Here is a 15,692-nt window from a genome sequence, read left to right as displayed (position 1 = left end):
TGGCACCACGGTGATACTGTGTTAAAGTAGATATGCTCATAGTAAATGTCTTCTTTCATGGTCTGTTTAGTCACTACAATTGTAAAACATTTACTATGGGTATTTTTTTTTGATTAGGTGTTCGGATTAATTTTACAATTCACGAATTAAAAAAAACTAAATTAATTGCCGAATAGGGCTGCTGAAAAATAAAAACTGGATCTCGTTGAGGTCCAGTTTTTCGTATGATTTTAAAATTTATCTTCATGCAATGCGTGTTGAGCAGCAAGATTTAATAAGCTCCATTGTCGATCAAATCCTGGTTGGAAGAAAAAGTCAGCTTCAGCTAGGTCTTCAAGGCTTAACTTGTTCTCAATTGCTAATGCCAGTACATTTCCTTGTGCGGTAATATCGTACTTTGAAAGGACAGCTCCACCAAGAATTTGGTGATTATCTGGATTATAGGCTAAGTAAACATGAACCTTGGTATTCCCCTTATCTGCTGGCACGTATATTGGACGAAGGGTATCGCTGTAAAATGAAGTCTTGATTTTGACATTTGCCCGTTTAGCAGTAAATGAATTTAAGCCGCTTTCAGCAAAGTGATAATCAAAAACACTAAGAGCGGATGAACCAACGACACCTTTAAATGGAGCAGACGGCGTGTCTTCAAAGAGATGTTTTACCAAATACCTTGCTTCACGACGGGCAACAGTTGCTAAAGCAATTGGAACATGGTTGTTAGCTGGGATAGAATATGCCAAAGTGGCGTCACCGATTGCGTAAATATCAGGAATATTTGTTTGTAGGTATGCATTTGTCTTGATCCATCCACGGTCGTCCAATTCAATTGTGCCACGGAGCCAGTCGGTATTAGGTTTGACACCGGCAGCTTGAATTACTAGATCAGTTGGATATTCGTTAGATTCTGTCTTTACAGAAGTAACTTGTTTGTCACCAACGTATGCTTCAATTTTAGCGTTCATTTCAACATCCACGCCGTTTTTGATTAGATGTTTCTCCAGAATAGAGGTCATATCCTCATCAAGGTAAGTTCCAAGTGGGCGGTCGATGACATCTAGTAACGTGACTTCTTTACCAGCTTTAACACTGGCTTCTGCCGCCTCGATACCTATATAACCGGCACCAATAATTGTGATTTTTTTGGTATTTGGATCATTGAGCTTTGATTTGATTTTTGTTGCCCAATCATAACCCCTCATCAAGAAGACATTCTCCAAATCATTTCCTGGAACCGGAAGTGACTTAGGTGTTACCCCGGAGCTGAGAATTAATCGGTCATATTCATAATCTTTGGTTTTACCGGTTTTGGAATCTAGAACGGAAACTGTCTTTTGATCCGCATTAATTGTTTGAACCAAATGATTGTTCAAAATATGGACATTTGATTGTGGAAAACTCTTTTCACTAAAATTCCTAACATCATTAACATTTGTAACACTGTCTTCTAAGAATAGTTCCATACCGCATGACATGAAGGAGATGAAGTCACCTGCTTCAAACAATGTGATATCTATGTCATTATATCTGTTCAGTAATTCAATGATAGATTGGTGTCCACCGTGTGATGCACCAACTATAATAACTTTCTTTTTTGACATCCCAATACCTCCTGATAATTGATGATATTTCTAATACATATTACAACTATAGGGTAGGATATATTGAAAACGTTATCAATATATTTGTTGTATATCATGAGTATTACTGTTTTGCTGAGAGTGTATTCCACAAACTTAATGAACCTTATAGTTGTGCTACAGTTTTCCATTTCTATTGGTTGTAATTGTCACGAGGAGCCATTTGTTCAATTGTTTCACCTTGATAGAGCTGTCTTCCCAGATGGTTATTAGCAGTTTCATCGTATAAATAAACGGTCGTTATACCGTTATCAGTATTGTCGACTCTAATATATATTGCGTCAGAAGTCTTCCAAGTATATGTCATGCCCAATCCATCAACAAAAGCTGATTGATAAATACTTCCGACATATTTTTGAATAGTCTGGGAATCTTTTTGACCGAATGCTTGTCCCACACCATCCACAAATCGTTCTTCTTCAGCAGGAGTACGCTTATTAACATCTTTTGCAGTTTCTTTTTTAGTGGTTGTCTTTGATTTTTTTTGTATTTTAGTCGTTTTTACATTGTTATCCTTAGAAGTTTTACCGGCATTATTTTGACCAACTAGCGAAAAGCCAATGGCAATAATTATTACTACAATAATTAAATATATAATTCCCTTTTTTAAGGATGGTTGTTTGTTATTCCCCATGTTTTTTACCTCTCATAACATGATCAGCATGTTCAAGAGTTTCATTAATGACATCTAAAATATGCGGATCGCTTAGTTTGTAGTAGTTTGATTTGCCTTTTCTCTCAGTACTTACCAACTGGTATTTACGTAGTAATGCCAGCTGATGGGAAACAACTGATTGTTCAATCCCAAGCAGTGATACTAATTCACTAACGTTCAGTTCTCGTTGTTCAAGGATATCAAGCATCTGAAATCGTACAGGGTTGTTTAATATTTTTAAAATTTTTTGGGATTCATCCAAAAGCTTCTCATTGATTAGTTTAATGTCATCCAAAGTTAGTCTCCTGTTAATTAATATGTTGCAGATAACATATGTTAATGATAACATATGAAATATCTTAAAGAAATTATGAGGCAACATTATGTTTAATTCTATTCTAACAGGAGTCACTGCTTATATTTCAACAAGTATAGATTATTTAATAATCCTGATGGTTATTTTTGGAACTACACAAAAGAAACAACGGTGGTCGGTATATTTGGGGGATGTCTTGGGGACATCAGTTTTGGTAGCAACCAGTTTGATCTTAGCATTTGTATTAGGTCTCATTCCGTCAGATTGGATGTTGGGTTTATTAGGAATAATTCCGATTCTTATGGGATTAAAGCTATTGTTCTTTGGTGAAAAGGATGATGATGATGAAGTTGAAAAGGGGATGAAGAAGCGCTCAAGTGTAATATTGAACGTTGCCTTGATCACTATAGCAACCTGTGGAGCTGATAATATTGGAATATATGTACCAATATTTGTTCAGTCCAATTTTCAACAAATAATTACAATATTGATTACTTTTTTCGTTATGCTGACATTATTTTGCTATATTGGATTTGTTTTGGGGAAAATACCGCAAGTTGCCAATGTCCTTGAACACTGGGGAAAGTATATTACTGCCATAGTGTATATTGTCATTGGTATTGTCGTCTTGATTGAGAGTGGAACCATTGCACATTTTATATGAAATAGTAAACAAAAAAGCCAGTAGAGAAAAGGTATAAACCTTATCTTTACTGACTTTTTCTGATCTTGGAATATGTAAATGGAGATGAGGGGAATCGAACCCCTGTCCAAGCATAATGCAATGTAAACTTCTACACTCATAGTTGTACTATTTAAAATTTCGCCACTATGAACGCCGCACAACCTGGCTAGCCACAGCGGCTAACCCCGATTAATCTCTTTTTAACTTGTTCAGGCTGGACAAATCAAACGTAGCTCAATTAATTTGAGACCCGGCTCTGACCCTTGAGCAAAGTCAGACGGATCACGACTAGACTGTTTTTAGGCAGCTAGTGCGTAAGAATTATTATTTTTTGCAGTTATAATAAACTGTGTGTTTTTCCGGGACACGAAAACCGAAGTGCAGCCTACACGCTATTACACATGTCGAATCCAGAACATCCCCAAGATGTTCCTTACTATAATAACTAATTTCTTAACATTTAGCAAATAGATACGCTTAATGTCATGTTATCATTATATTATAGAAGAAACACAGTGGGAAAATGGACAGTAGAGGGTAAAATTATGAGATTTATTGGGAGTAAAGCAAGATTATTAACACAGATAGATGAATTGCTAACTAAGCACTTGAATGGATCAGAAAAAACATTCGCAGATATTTTTTCTGGGTCAAATGTTGTTAGTGAATATTTCAAGTCAAGATATGCAATCACAACTAATGATTTGCTTTATTTCTCTTATGCACTCGCCAAAGGTGAAATAGACTTGAATAGCCAGCCTAATTTTACTGGATTGTTCAAATTAAACATTCATAATCCGTTTGATTACTTCAACCAATATGATATATCTAACTACAGTGGAGATTTCATCACGAAGAATTATTCCACGGCAGGTAAAGATAAAAGAATGTATTTTACTGTAGCCAATGCCAAAAGAATTGACTTCATTAGAACTACTATTCAAAAATGGTTTGATAGTAATGATATAACAAGTAACGAATTCTTTTATTTGCTGGCAAGTTTGATCGAGGCTGTTCCATTTGTTTCCAATACAACGGGAACCTATGGAGCTTATCTCAAAAACTTTAGTGATAAACGTGCTACTAAGCCACTAAAACTGGAGCCACCTAAGATTAATAATAATCAACAACAGAATAGGGCGTTCAATGAAGATGCCAATGAATTGGTAAAAAGAATTCATGGTGATATCGTCTACATTGACACTCCATATAACATCAGACAGTACGGTTCTAACTATCATTTGCTAGAAACTATTGCTAGATTCGATGATCCAAAAATTCATGGGGTCAGCGGTGTCAGAGACTATAAGGACTTGAAATCTGACTATTCTGCTAAAAACAAAGCTAAAGATACTATGCAGGATCTGTTGGACAATTTAAAATTCACCCATGTACTATTGAGTTATTCCACTGATGGTATTATTCCAGAAGATGAATTAACTGAGATGATCAACAAGGTAGCTGTGAGTGGAAGCGTAGAAGTTATTCGGATACCGTTTAAAAAATATAATTCAAAGGTCTCTACAAATACTAAGCAACTCAGTGAACTATTGTATTACTTCAGAACTAGTCATCAAGAGGATAACGACTTGTTACAGATTCAATCAGTTGAAATGCCAAAGGATGAACCAAATTACATCAAGAGCCCATTGAATTATACTGGTGGCAAGTTCAAGCTTCTGTCACAATTGATTCCAGAATTTCCAGGTAATATTGATATTATGGTCGATCTGTTCAGTGGTGGTGCTAATGTTGGAATAAATGTTAAAGCACAAAAGTATTACTTCAATGACGTTAATAATCGTATTATCGATATGTTCCAGTATTTTCAGGATCATGAGTTCAATGAAATCCTGGAAAGAATCAATTCTCAAATTGAGAAGTATCACTTAAGTAAGGAAAATGAAGAAGGATTCTTGAAGCTAAGGGATGATTACAACAAAGATCCTGACCCGTTGGATTTGTATATTCTTTCATCGTTTAGTTTTAATTATCAAATAAGATTCAATCAGGATATGAAGTATAATAATCCGTTTGGTCGTAATCGTAGCCGCTTCTCCAATAATATGAGAGAGAACCTGCGTAAGTTCGTTGCACAGTTACATCAAATCAATGCGACATTCACTTCAGATTATTTCAGCGATTTTGATACGTCAGGTTTAACCGAAGATTCATTAGTTTACGTTGATCCACCATATTTGATTAGTGATGGTTCGTATAATGATGGTGATCGAGGATTTGGAAGCTGGACACAGCAGCAAGAAAATGATCTCTATGATTTCTTGGACTCATTGAATGACCGTAATATCAAATTTGCAATGTCGAATGTCTTCAAGCATAAGGGTCATGTCAATCGAGCTGTAATTGACTGGGCAATCAAGTATAATATTCGTCATTTGAACGCAAACTATTCAAGATCTTCCTATCATACTAATTTGTTGGGTACAGATGAAGTTTTGATAACCAACTATTAGTCAGAGTCAATATAAGTTGAAAACAATGCGAAATACCTCCATAGTTGTTAGAATTAGGTAAACAACTGTGGAGGTATTTTTAGATGAAAAAATCATTTTATAAAAAAAGATGGTTTTGGCTGGTTGCCATTTCAGCTCTGGTGATAATATCTGCGACGGCATTTGTAATTGAAAATACTTATGATGACAAGGCAGATGAGGAATCTTACAATCAAGAGAATCTGTTCAAGAAGACAAGGGATTCGGATACCTCTATAATTGACAAATTTAATTTGGTCAAAATCGGCGCTGGAGGCAATAGCTTGAAGAATGTCGAGAGCAAGTTTGGACAAGCCACTATGACTAGCAATACTGAGGACTCTAAGAATGCGACATTAACTTGGCAGAATCTTAAAGGGATGGACGATGACGTTGTAATTGATATTACCTTTCAGGATGGTATAGCTGTTTCCAAGTCAATCAAGGGGTTGGATATTGATCGTAAGAATGATCTGACGTTAGCTGATTATAATAAGGTCAAAACTAATGATAGCTATGACCACGTAATTGAGCTGTTGGGTAATCCTGATAATTATGTTGAATCTAACGGTATCGTAACTATGACCTATACTTCAGATGTTGAAGAAAAAATTGATGACGCTACTACTTATATTAAGATAGCGCTGAATAATGATGAAGTTACAAGCAAGACTCAGGTAAATGTAAAGTAAAAAAAAGAGGCCTAGTGGCCTATACTCTAAAAACAGTGCTTTGGAGCATAGGTCATCGGACCTCTTTTTGTGTTCAACTAACTTGTTACGTACTTGTCTTCTATAATAGTACAAAGCTTGATCGCTGCGCTTGAGATTGCTACGGACATGACAGCCAAGAAGAAAGATAGTAGGCCGGTCATTGCAATATTTCCTAAACAGACAATGCCATCGATAATGAATAAGCTAATGTATTTATCAATTCCAAAATTCTTATGGATAATCATCGGTGGTACAGTTGTTCCACCACTAGACATATCTAATGTGTACAGAACTGCTAATCCAATACCGAAGATGATACTACCAACTACAATGGCAAGAATTTTATTACCGGGGAGTAGATTGTAGACCGGGGTAATGAATAACAACACTGGGAGAAGAAAACTACCGAATGCTAACTTAATTGTAGTTTTTTTATCTAAGTGGAAGTAAGAGAAGATCAACATGATGATATTGATTAAGAAAACTGATAACGATGTTGGAATGGACCACCCTTCGTATAGTAAGATTGCTATACCGGTGGCACCGCCTGCAGCAACTTTGTTTGGTTCGAAGAACATGTTCAAACTAAACGCTATAAGCTCTAAAGCTAGTACCATTACTAGTAGTTTTAGATAAATCTTATATTTTTTATTCTGCATATCTTATATACTAGCATATAATAGGAAGTTTTTCAATTATTTATTGTTAATTTTCAAAAATTAGAATGCCGTTGCATCAGCGTTTATAGCATTCTTTGTTGCAAAAGTGTTACCTAAATTACAAAAAGGGTAAAACTGTAACTCTGAGGTGGTGGCTATGTAACATTAGCCTGTTAGTATAGCACCATAGCAATGAGAGCTAAGCAAATAAAAAATAAGGATGTAATTAAATTTATGAAAAAAGTATTATCTATCGCATTAGTAAGCGCAATGGCATTAACAGTATTAGGAGCAACAACAGCTAACACAGTCGACGCTGCCACAACAATTGACAGTACACACGTTTCAGTTGTGAAAGGTGATTCATACAAGACTATTGCTGAAGCAAACAACACAACAGTTGCAGAACTTGAACAAGCAAATGGCCGTGAAATTGGTGGATTCGATTTGATCTACCCAGGTGAAACAATTACATTACCATCTGCATCATCAACCACAGCAAATAATACATCATCAAATACAACAGTAGCACAAGATACAACTACACAAGCTACACCAGCTGCTACTTCAACACCAGCCGCATCTACAGCAACAACAACACAAGCAGCAACTACAAGTACAGCATCAACAACTGGTACTTCAAAAGGTACATTTAAGATCAGTTTCTATGATCCAGCAGTATTAGGTTCAAACATGGGTTACAGCGGTGTTGCTGCTAATCTATCAGTATTCCCTAAGGGTACACAATTGAAGATTACATTATCTGACGGTACAGTATTGTACAGAACAGTTAATGATACAGGAACATTTGCCAACAGCAATTCACAACAATTAGATGTTGCAATGCCTAGTTCATCAATTCCTTCATATGGTGTAACTACAGCTTCAGTTGAAGTATTGTCATAATTTAAAGCAAATTTTAGACTAGATCACCCATTTGGATGGTCTTTTTTATTAGAAAATAATACATATCTTCTAATAATTATATTAATACCAGCGAAACTGGCATGAAATTTGAACACGTTTAGTAAATTTTTTGAATGATTTAACGTTGATACAACAGCATTTGTAATCCGTTATAACGATGAAATACAAAAAAATACTTTAAATTTTGAAAATTATGTCTATACTAAGGTCATAGATTACGAAATGAGAATATTAAAAAACAGCTAAAGAAATTTAATTTTAAATGTTGACATTTCTTTTCCGTAATTGTATTATCATTTCAACGATTAATAACAAATAACTATTTCAAACAATTTGATCAGGGGAAGTAATTCAACCTCCAAAGTACAGAAAGCCTCGATAGCTGAGAAGGGGACGCGGACTTGAATGAAAATGACCTGTGATTGGTGCGCTGAGTCCTTTTTGGATAAAGATGCAATGGTTGGTACCCTTTACAGTACACGCGTATAGAATTAGGTTCCGTACGTTGTAGAGGGGATAAGTGTAAGTTTATCCTAAATTAGAATGGTACAGCGATAAGTCGCTTCTAAAAATGAACAGTTGATGTTCGTCTTTGGAAGCGACTTTTTTTATATAATTTTTTGGAATAGTTATTTGTTATTAATCAGGAGAAAATATTAAGGTGGGGAAACATATGAAAAGATTTAAAAAAGTAACAAAGGTTATCTTATTAGCCTTCACAGCATTATTCATCTTCGTTTTGGCAGGATGTGGAAGTCAAACAAAGGAAACAACAGTTAAAGTTGGTATTAATCCAACTGATGCACCGATCTGGAAAATCGTTAAGTCGAATGTTAAAAAAGAAGGAATCAATCTTAAAATCACTGAATTCAGCGATTACAATCAACCAAACACAGCCTTATCACAGGGAGAATTAGACATCAACGCTTACCAACACAAGTACTTCTTGGATTCATGGAACAAAGCACATCATACAGATATCGTTCCTATTGGTAATACGGTTATTCAACCAATGTCAGTTTATTCAAACAGTATTAAAAGTTTAAGTGCATTTAAAGATGGTGATAAGATTGCCATTCCAAACGATGCTTCAAATGAAAGTAGAGCACTTGTTTTATTAGAAAATGCCGGACTTATCAAACTTGATAATAAGACAAAGCTAGCAACAGTTAAGAATATTTCAGAGAACAAGTTGAACTTGAAGTTCACATTACTAGATGCAGCACAAACAGCACGTTCACTAGATGATGTAACAGCAGCAGTTGTTAATGGAAATTATGCATCAGATGCTAAGTTGAAACCATCATCAGCACTGTACACAGAAAAAATCAACAAGAGTACAAAACCATGGATCAACTTCATTGCAGCTAACAAGAAAGACAAAGATAACAAGACTTACAAGAAAGTTGTTAAAGCCTTCCAAACAAAAGCCGTTGCTAAGGAAATTAAGAAAGTTTACGGTGGCGCAGCAGTACCAGCTTGGAATACTAAGTTATAGAGAGTGAAACAAGCCGGTAACTTCTGAGTACTACCTAGGATAATTGAGTGACACAAACTAAGAACTTAATATAGTAGAAAGTTAACATTTTAGGAGGAATTTATATGTCAAAATTAACAGATCCACTTATTCAAGAATCAATCGAAGAATTAAAACAGTATATTGGATTACCATCTGTTTCTGCTAAGCAGCAATCAATAGATGAAACGGCAGAATTCCTCAGAAAATTATTAACTGACTTCGGAGCAAATGTAGAAGTTTGGAATGATTTCAAACATCCAGTAGTCTTCGCTGAAGCAAAGCCTGAGAAGCCAAGTGATACAACAATTCTTATTTACAATCACTATGATGTACAGCCTGAAGAGCCAATCGAATTGTGGAATTCAGATCCATTTGAACTGAAAGTCACAGACGATAAGTTCATCGGACGTGGGGCCTCAGATTGTAAGTCAGACTTGATTAGTCGTATTACAGCTCTTAAGAAGTATCGTCAAGAAAATGGTGATCTTCCTTGTAACATCAAGTTCTTAGTTGAAGGTGAAGAAGAAGTTGCCAGTGAGCATCTTGTTAATTGCCTTGAAAAATATGGTGATAAATTATCAGCCGACCTAGTTATCTGGGAATCTGGTGCTAAGAATGAACAAGAACAGTTCACATTCACCGGTGGTAACAAAGGAATTCTTTGTTATGAACTTGAGGCTACATCAAGTGACATTGACCTTCATTCATCATTTGCCGCAGTTGTTGACAGTGCCGCTTGGAGATTGACTGAAGCTATCAATGCGCTGCGTGATGAAGATGGAACTATCAAAGTTCCGGGATTCTATGATGATGTTGTCAAACCAAGTGCTCGTGAAAAAGAATTGGTTGAAAAGGCTATCGCACCTGACTTGAAAGAAAAATGGGGCTTAAAAGTTCCATTATTGAAGAATGAATCTGTTAATTATAATCTGACATTTGAGCCTACTATTAATATAGAAGGAATCAGTAGTGGTTGGGAAGGTGAAGGTGTTAAAACCGTTACTCCTAAGGCCGCCACAGCAAAACTAGAATTCAGATTAGTACCTAACCAAGATCCAAAAGATATTTTTGATAAGTTAACAAAGTATCTTGAGAGCCAAGGATTCAAAGATGTAAAAGTTAAGTATCTACTTGGTGAAAAAGGTTATCGTTGGGATCTTGATAGTCCCATTGTTGATAAACTTATCTCAACTGCTGAGGATTACTATGGTGGTCCAGACAAGGTTTCGGCATTACCATCAAGTGCTGGTACCGGTCCAATGTATGTTGTAAATAAATATACAAAGGCACCAATTGTTTCATGTGGTGTAAGTTACGCCAAGGGTGGCGCACATGCACCTAATGAGAATATTCGTATCAAAGATTACCTGGAATTCATTGATTTCTTCGATGAATTCTTATCTAAGTTAAATTAAGGAGCAATTATGGTAGAGAAGAACGGGATAGTACAACTAAAAGACATAGACGTTACCTTCCAAAATGAAGGTAAGACCATTGAAGCCGTTAAAGATGTTTCAATCAACGTTCAAAAGGGTGACGTTTTCGGAGTTATTGGATATTCCGGAGCCGGTAAAAGTACGTTGGTTCGTGTAATTAATCTTTTGCAAAAGCCTACTTCTGGTCAGGTTATTGTTAATAATCAGAATCTGACAGAATTGAGCGCCAAGGATTTGCGTAAAGCACGTAAGAACATAGGTATGATTTTCCAGCACTTTAATTTAATGAGATCTCTAACAGTTTTTGGAAACGTGGCCTTTCCGTTGCGTGATTCAAAACTTTCTAAGCAAGAGCGTAAGGACAAAGTTGATAAACTACTTGATTTGGTCGGCTTGACGGATCGTGCAAATAACTATCCATCACAACTATCAGGTGGTCAAAAACAACGTGTTGCCATTGCTCGTGCCTTGGCAAGTGATCCAGAAATCCTAATTTCTGATGAAGCAACTAGTGCTTTGGATCCAAAAACTACTACTGAAATCTTGAGTTTGTTAGGTAGATTGAACAAAGAATTAGGTATTACAATCGTTATCATTACCCACGAGATGGATGCCATTAAGCAAATTTGTAACAGAGTCGCAGTTATGGAGAATGGTGAATTGATTGAAGAGGGCGACCTACTTACAATCTTCGCCAATCCCAAGAAGAAGTTAACTAAGGACTTCGTTAACACATCTACTCAAATCAGTAATGTATTGGATGAAGTTAAAGAAAGTGGAATTATTGATTCTATATCAGGCCACTTGGTTGAACTCAATTTCATGGGGGATGTTACTAACGAGCCGATCATCATCGAGTTGTACAAGAAGTTCAATATTGAAGCTAATATCTTATTCAGTAACATTGAACGATTACAAGGAACAACGGTGGGTATTATGTTATTCGACCTTGAAGGTGAGCAAAATAAGATCGACAAGGCAATTCAATATCTAACAGATTTGAAGATCAACGTTAAAGAAATTGATTTAGATGAAAGAGAGGGTAAATAATTTATGTCACATTTTGCAAATACATACTTACCCAATGTTGTTGAAAATTGGAACGGTGACAATGGTTTCGTCGTTGCTATTCAGCAGACATTGTATATGACATTTGTCAGTGCAATCTTTGCCGGAGTTATCGGTATTATATTAGGGATTTTGTTGGTTGTTACAACTGAGGATGGTATTACACCGCACAAAGCCTTTTACACTACCTTAGATAAATTAGTTAACTTATTCCGTTCCATACCATTTATCATCTTACTAGCGGTCATTGGACCATTTACTAAGTTGATCGTTGGTCAGACTATCGGACCTACAGGTGCATTAGTTCCTCTAGTTGTCGGTACTGCACCATTCTTTGCTAGACAAGTTCAGCTAGCCTTGGTAGAAGTCGACAAAGGTGTCATCGAAGCTGCTGAAGCAATGGGCCTTTCACCAATTCAAATCATCTTCAGAGTATATCTGAAGGAAGGTCTTCCTGAACTTATCCGTTCTGGAACTCTAACAACAATCAGTTTGATCGGATTGACAGCCATGGCTGGTGCCGTTGGTGGTGGTGGCCTTGGTAACATGGCCATATCTGTTGGTTACCAACGTTTCCAAAATGACGTTACTATTGTATCCATGTTATTGATTTTGGTACTGGTTTTCGTTATTCAAGGTCTTGGCGATTTCGCAGTTAGAAAACTTGAGCATTAATGAAATAAGCACATATTGAAAATTTATTGAGATATCGTGCGACTCTAAAAAAGTCGCTTATAACTAGGCGGCTTTTTGTGTACTCAAAAATAGGGTGTTTTCACGAAAAATAGGAGGATTTAAAGTTATGAATAAAAAAATTAAAGGAATTTTTGCTTTATTATTAACGGCATTATCAGTATTTATTTTGGCAGGATGTGGTAACAGTGCATCTGCCGATAAGGGTAAAGTGACAACAGTAAAAATTGGTATTACAGGATCAGATAATAGAATTTGGAAGGCAGTAGACAAGAAACTTGCTAAAGATAATATCAAAATCAAATTAGTTGAATTCTCAGATTATAGTCAACCAAATGCCGCACTTGATCAAGGACAAGTTGATTTGAATGCCTTCCAAACAGTTTACTTCATGGATAACTGGAACAAGACCCATCACACAAATATTGTTGGTATTGGTGATACAGCCATTGCCCCAATGGCCCTATATTCAAAGAAGATCACTAAGTTGAGTGAATTAAAAGAAGGCGATGAAATCGCCGTACCGAATGATGCAACTAACGAAGGTCGTGCTTTGGACTTACTTCAAAGTGCTGGATTGATCAAGTTGAATAGTGATAAATTACCAACTAAGAAGTCAATTATTGAAAATAAGCGTAACTTGAAGATTTCTGAATTGGATGCAGCGCAAACAGCTCGTTCATTAAATGATGTAACTGCTTCTGTAGTCAACAGTGGTGTCGCAAGTGATGCCAAGTTGAATCCAAAGAAAGCAGTCTATGTTGAAAAAGTTACTAAAGCATCTAAACCATATGTAAATGTTATCTCAGCCAACAAGAAGGACAAGGATAACAAAGTTTACAAGAAGATCGTTAAAGCATATCAATCAAAAGATATCGCAGCTTTGTACAAGAAATACTATGGTGATTCAGAGAAACCAGCTTGGAATTACAAGATTCTTCAATAGTATTATAAGAGGAAGCCAAAAGGCTTCTTTTTTTATTTGACAAAATGAATGAATTAATATAATATTCATTCAGTAGTGAAAATGAGGTATTAGTATGGAAGATAAAGAACAGAGATTATTTGATGCCGGGCATGATTTGTTCTTGGAACAAGGATTCAAGGAAACCAATATTGCTAGTATTGCTAAACGTGCAGGAGTAGCAGTGGGAACTTTTTATAGATATTATGATTCTAAAGAGGATATTTTCGTCAAAATTTATAATTATGAGAACGAAAATGTTAAGAGACAGATAATGAATCATGTTGATATGGATGCAGCACCTGAAAAACTAGTTGGCAATATTTTGCAGCAAATATTTAAATATACAAATGATAACGAAATTCTGAAAGAATGGTTCGCTAATTCCAAGATCAATTCAATAATTGTTCAGGCTAATGTTGATGCTGTGCAGGAGAGTGCAGTATATTCAACACTTAATGAATTAATCGATAAGTGGATTGATTCAGGATTAATCAGGGATGGAATGGATAAGTCTCGAATTATTAGTCTATTCAATGCATTGTCAGTCGTCGATATTCATCAAAAAGAAATTCAAACTTCTGATTATTTTCAATTGTTAAATGATTTGATCGATGGGATTTTAAAGGTAATTCTTAAATAACTCGCTGGAGTTATTTTTTTAAAAATAAAAATGAATGAATTAAATTAATATTCATTCATAACTGGAGAAATAATAATATGAAAAGATTTTTGATAATAATTGTAACATTGGTCATCGTTATAACGGCAATTGGAGTGGGCCTGCATAGCTGGTCGCATTCTAATAATCGAAGAATTAATATTAGTAGATTGAACGTAAGTGTATTGGGCAATAAGAAGTTGGATATGAAGCATGTTAAAGACTTTAATGTCAAAGTGAGGACTGCAAAAGTTGTATTTGAAAACGCAGAAAAGTCGTCAATCGTACTCAAGAATATTGCATCAAAACAATACATAATTAATCAGGATGATGATTCTGTGGAAATAGTTGAAAAGAATAGTGATAAGCATCAGATAGAAATTGGTGAGTCTCCAATTATAATTATTAAAACCAATCATGATTTGAATAATATTAAAGTAAATCAATTGAATGGTACGTTGAAATTTATAAACATCACTGTTGATAAAATAGATATTAATCATTCTAATGGAACGACATTGTCAGATGGATTGGCACTTATAGATGGTGGAACATTGACTAAAAGGAACGGTAAAACTGAGCTGAATGGCTTAGAGGATATTGGATTAAAAGTCGCTTTAAAAAATGGAAACTTCAAATTAAATGGAGTTAAGAAAGATAATCATTATGATGATCATAAAGAAGATCAGCTGGTTATAAAAAGTAATAACGGGCAAGTTATTGTTAACGAAAAATAGAGTGACAAAATTGTAAGTTTAATGTAAGCACTTTAGATGTACTTAGACCGCTATTTATCTTATTATATTGTTAAAGATAAGAGGGGGAAAATAAATTATGCATATTCCAATTAAAAGATCATATAGCAACAGAGTTTTTGCCGGTGTAATCGGTGGTATTGCGGAGCATTATGGCTGGAACACAGCCATTGCCAGAGTATTGTATGTTTTACTTAGTATGACTCCACTTCCAGGTATTCTCGTGTACCTTGTGTTATGGATGTTAATGGAAGATCCAGATTAGGGGGAGATTATTGTGCATATTCCAGTTAAACGTTCTAAAAAAAATCAAATTTTTGGTGGCGTAATTGCCGGTTTTTGTGAAAAATATGATTGGGATCCAGCAATTGGACGTGTATTGTATGTGATTCTATCATTAACACCAGGTTTTCCTGGTGTAATTGTTTATTTAGTATTGTGGTTACTTATGGAACAACCAGACGCGTAATATAGAGAGTGGAGGAGACTGGGAGATTCTGAGTACTGCC

General features: G+C 35.5%; 17 protein-coding genes and 1 other RNA gene. 13 read left to right on the top strand and 5 right to left on the bottom strand.

The window, feature by feature from the left end:
- Positions 1-230 precede the first annotated feature (230 nt).
- From EKM66_RS10980 to EKM66_RS10970, 3 genes are all read right to left on the bottom strand, one after another.
- Complete coding sequence (locus tag EKM66_RS10980) at positions 231-1,601, bottom strand: FAD-dependent oxidoreductase (protein WP_125764565.1); 1,371 nt, start codon at positions 1,599-1,601, stop codon at positions 231-233.
- Between the two features lie 172 nt (positions 1,602-1,773).
- The gene (locus EKM66_RS10975) at positions 1,774-2,274 is read right to left on the bottom strand and encodes a hypothetical protein (protein ID WP_125764563.1); all 501 of its coding nucleotides are present in this window, start codon (positions 2,272-2,274) and stop codon (positions 1,774-1,776) included.
- Positions 2,264-2,644: an ArsR/SmtB family transcription factor gene (locus EKM66_RS10970; protein WP_125764561.1), complete on the bottom strand. Its 381-nt coding sequence runs from the start codon at positions 2,642-2,644 to the stop codon at positions 2,264-2,266. The genes EKM66_RS10975 and EKM66_RS10970 overlap by 11 nt, the downstream gene beginning before the upstream one ends.
- Before the next feature lie 34 nt (positions 2,645-2,678).
- Between EKM66_RS10970 and EKM66_RS10965 the strand changes: the two genes are divergently transcribed.
- Complete coding sequence (locus tag EKM66_RS10965; protein WP_125764559.1) at positions 2,679-3,275, top strand: cadmium resistance transporter; 597 nt, start codon at positions 2,679-2,681, stop codon at positions 3,273-3,275.
- 76 nt (positions 3,276-3,351) lie between these two features.
- Here the strand turns inward: EKM66_RS10965 and ssrA are convergent.
- Positions 3,352-3,719: a transfer-messenger RNA gene (gene ssrA / locus EKM66_RS10960) on the bottom strand.
- Positions 3,720-3,841: 122 nt separating this feature from the next.
- Between ssrA and EKM66_RS10955 the strand changes: the two genes are divergently transcribed.
- Together EKM66_RS10955 and EKM66_RS10950 are read left to right on the top strand one after the other, a co-directional pair.
- Complete coding sequence (locus EKM66_RS10955) at positions 3,842-5,770, top strand: Dam family site-specific DNA-(adenine-N6)-methyltransferase (RefSeq protein WP_125764558.1); 1,929 nt, start codon at positions 3,842-3,844, stop codon at positions 5,768-5,770.
- Between the two features lie 83 nt (positions 5,771-5,853).
- Positions 5,854-6,480: a DUF3862 domain-containing protein gene (locus EKM66_RS10950; RefSeq protein WP_125764556.1), complete on the top strand. Its 627-nt coding sequence runs from the start codon at positions 5,854-5,856 to the stop codon at positions 6,478-6,480.
- A gap of 77 nt (positions 6,481-6,557) precedes the next feature.
- Here the strand turns inward: EKM66_RS10950 and EKM66_RS10945 are convergent, their stop codons facing one another.
- The gene (locus EKM66_RS10945; protein ID WP_125764554.1) at positions 6,558-7,160 is read right to left on the bottom strand and encodes a YitT family protein; all 603 of its coding nucleotides are present in this window, start codon (positions 7,158-7,160) and stop codon (positions 6,558-6,560) included.
- Positions 7,161-7,394: 234 nt separating this feature from the next.
- Here EKM66_RS10945 and EKM66_RS10940 point away from each other — a divergent pair, with 234 nt between their 5' ends.
- The 10 genes from EKM66_RS10940 to EKM66_RS10895 all read left to right on the top strand — a co-directional run bounded on the left by EKM66_RS10940 (position 7,395) and on the right by EKM66_RS10895 (position 15,652).
- A complete protein-coding gene (locus EKM66_RS10940; protein WP_125764552.1) occupies positions 7,395-8,066 on the top strand; it encodes a DPBB and LysM peptidoglycan-binding domain-containing protein in 672 nt (223 codons plus the stop codon).
- 694 nt (positions 8,067-8,760) lie between these two features.
- Positions 8,761-9,585 (top strand): MetQ/NlpA family ABC transporter substrate-binding protein, encoded by an 825-nt coding sequence (locus EKM66_RS10935; protein WP_125764550.1) that lies wholly within the window; start codon positions 8,761-8,763, stop codon positions 9,583-9,585.
- Between the two features lie 104 nt (positions 9,586-9,689).
- Complete coding sequence (locus tag EKM66_RS10930) at positions 9,690-11,021, top strand: M20/M25/M40 family metallo-hydrolase (RefSeq protein ID WP_125764548.1); 1,332 nt, start codon at positions 9,690-9,692, stop codon at positions 11,019-11,021.
- A gap of 27 nt (positions 11,022-11,048) precedes the next feature.
- Positions 11,049-12,092: a methionine ABC transporter ATP-binding protein gene (locus EKM66_RS10925; RefSeq protein WP_404811472.1), complete on the top strand. Its 1,044-nt coding sequence runs from the start codon at positions 11,049-11,051 to the stop codon at positions 12,090-12,092.
- A gap of 3 nt (positions 12,093-12,095) precedes the next feature.
- Complete coding sequence (locus tag EKM66_RS10920; protein ID WP_125764544.1) at positions 12,096-12,785, top strand: methionine ABC transporter permease; 690 nt, start codon at positions 12,096-12,098, stop codon at positions 12,783-12,785.
- Between the two features lie 127 nt (positions 12,786-12,912).
- Entirely contained in the window at positions 12,913-13,749 is an 837-nt protein-coding gene (locus tag EKM66_RS10915; RefSeq protein ID WP_125764542.1) for a MetQ/NlpA family ABC transporter substrate-binding protein, read from the top strand.
- 94 nt (positions 13,750-13,843) lie between these two features.
- Complete coding sequence (locus EKM66_RS10910) at positions 13,844-14,410, top strand: TetR/AcrR family transcriptional regulator (RefSeq protein WP_125764540.1); 567 nt, start codon at positions 13,844-13,846, stop codon at positions 14,408-14,410.
- A gap of 77 nt (positions 14,411-14,487) precedes the next feature.
- The gene (locus EKM66_RS10905) at positions 14,488-15,165 is read left to right on the top strand and encodes a hypothetical protein (protein ID WP_125764539.1); all 678 of its coding nucleotides are present in this window, start codon (positions 14,488-14,490) and stop codon (positions 15,163-15,165) included.
- A 97-nt stretch (positions 15,166-15,262) separates the two neighbouring features.
- Positions 15,263-15,448 (top strand): PspC domain-containing protein, encoded by a 186-nt coding sequence (locus EKM66_RS10900; RefSeq protein WP_125764537.1) that lies wholly within the window; start codon positions 15,263-15,265, stop codon positions 15,446-15,448.
- A gap of 12 nt (positions 15,449-15,460) precedes the next feature.
- Complete coding sequence (locus tag EKM66_RS10895) at positions 15,461-15,652, top strand: PspC domain-containing protein (protein WP_125764535.1); 192 nt, start codon at positions 15,461-15,463, stop codon at positions 15,650-15,652.
- Positions 15,653-15,692 lie beyond the last annotated feature (40 nt).

Origin of the sequence: Companilactobacillus hulinensis (assembly GCF_003946555.1) — a bacterium.
GTDB lineage: Bacteria > Bacillota > Bacilli > Lactobacillales > Lactobacillaceae > Companilactobacillus > Companilactobacillus hulinensis.
The sequence above is the reverse complement of the archived record's forward strand: the minus strand, read 5'-3'. Positions and strand labels throughout refer to the sequence as shown.

Excerpts from the sequence above, each read along its gene's own strand:
- EKM66_RS10910 (WP_125764540.1), top strand. The coding sequence starts at position 13,844 with ATGGAAGATAAAGAACAGAGATTATTTGATGCCGGGCATGATTTGTTC.
- EKM66_RS10950 (WP_125764556.1), top strand. The coding sequence starts at position 5,854 with ATGAAAAAATCATTTTATAAAAAAAGATGGTTTTGGCTGGTTGCCATT.
- EKM66_RS10970 (WP_125764561.1), bottom strand. The coding sequence starts at position 2,644 with ATGTTATCATTAACATATGTTATCTGCAACATATTAATTAACAGGAGA.
- EKM66_RS10905 (WP_125764539.1), top strand. The coding sequence starts at position 14,488 with ATGAAAAGATTTTTGATAATAATTGTAACATTGGTCATCGTTATAACG.
- EKM66_RS10930 (WP_125764548.1), top strand. The coding sequence starts at position 9,690 with ATGTCAAAATTAACAGATCCACTTATTCAAGAATCAATCGAAGAATTA.
- EKM66_RS10975 (WP_125764563.1), bottom strand. The coding sequence starts at position 2,274 with ATGGGGAATAACAAACAACCATCCTTAAAAAAGGGAATTATATATTTA.
- EKM66_RS10955 (WP_125764558.1), top strand. The coding sequence starts at position 3,842 with ATGAGATTTATTGGGAGTAAAGCAAGATTATTAACACAGATAGATGAA.
- EKM66_RS10900 (WP_125764537.1), top strand. The coding sequence starts at position 15,263 with ATGCATATTCCAATTAAAAGATCATATAGCAACAGAGTTTTTGCCGGT.
- EKM66_RS10920 (WP_125764544.1), top strand. The coding sequence starts at position 12,096 with ATGTCACATTTTGCAAATACATACTTACCCAATGTTGTTGAAAATTGG.
- EKM66_RS10965 (WP_125764559.1), top strand. The coding sequence starts at position 2,679 with ATGTTTAATTCTATTCTAACAGGAGTCACTGCTTATATTTCAACAAGT.
- EKM66_RS10980 (WP_125764565.1), bottom strand. The coding sequence starts at position 1,601 with ATGTCAAAAAAGAAAGTTATTATAGTTGGTGCATCACACGGTGGACAC.
- EKM66_RS10945 (WP_125764554.1), bottom strand. The coding sequence starts at position 7,160 with ATGCAGAATAAAAAATATAAGATTTATCTAAAACTACTAGTAATGGTA.
- EKM66_RS10940 (WP_125764552.1), top strand. The coding sequence starts at position 7,395 with ATGAAAAAAGTATTATCTATCGCATTAGTAAGCGCAATGGCATTAACA.
- EKM66_RS10935 (WP_125764550.1), top strand. The coding sequence starts at position 8,761 with ATGAAAAGATTTAAAAAAGTAACAAAGGTTATCTTATTAGCCTTCACA.
- EKM66_RS10915 (WP_125764542.1), top strand. The coding sequence starts at position 12,913 with ATGAATAAAAAAATTAAAGGAATTTTTGCTTTATTATTAACGGCATTA.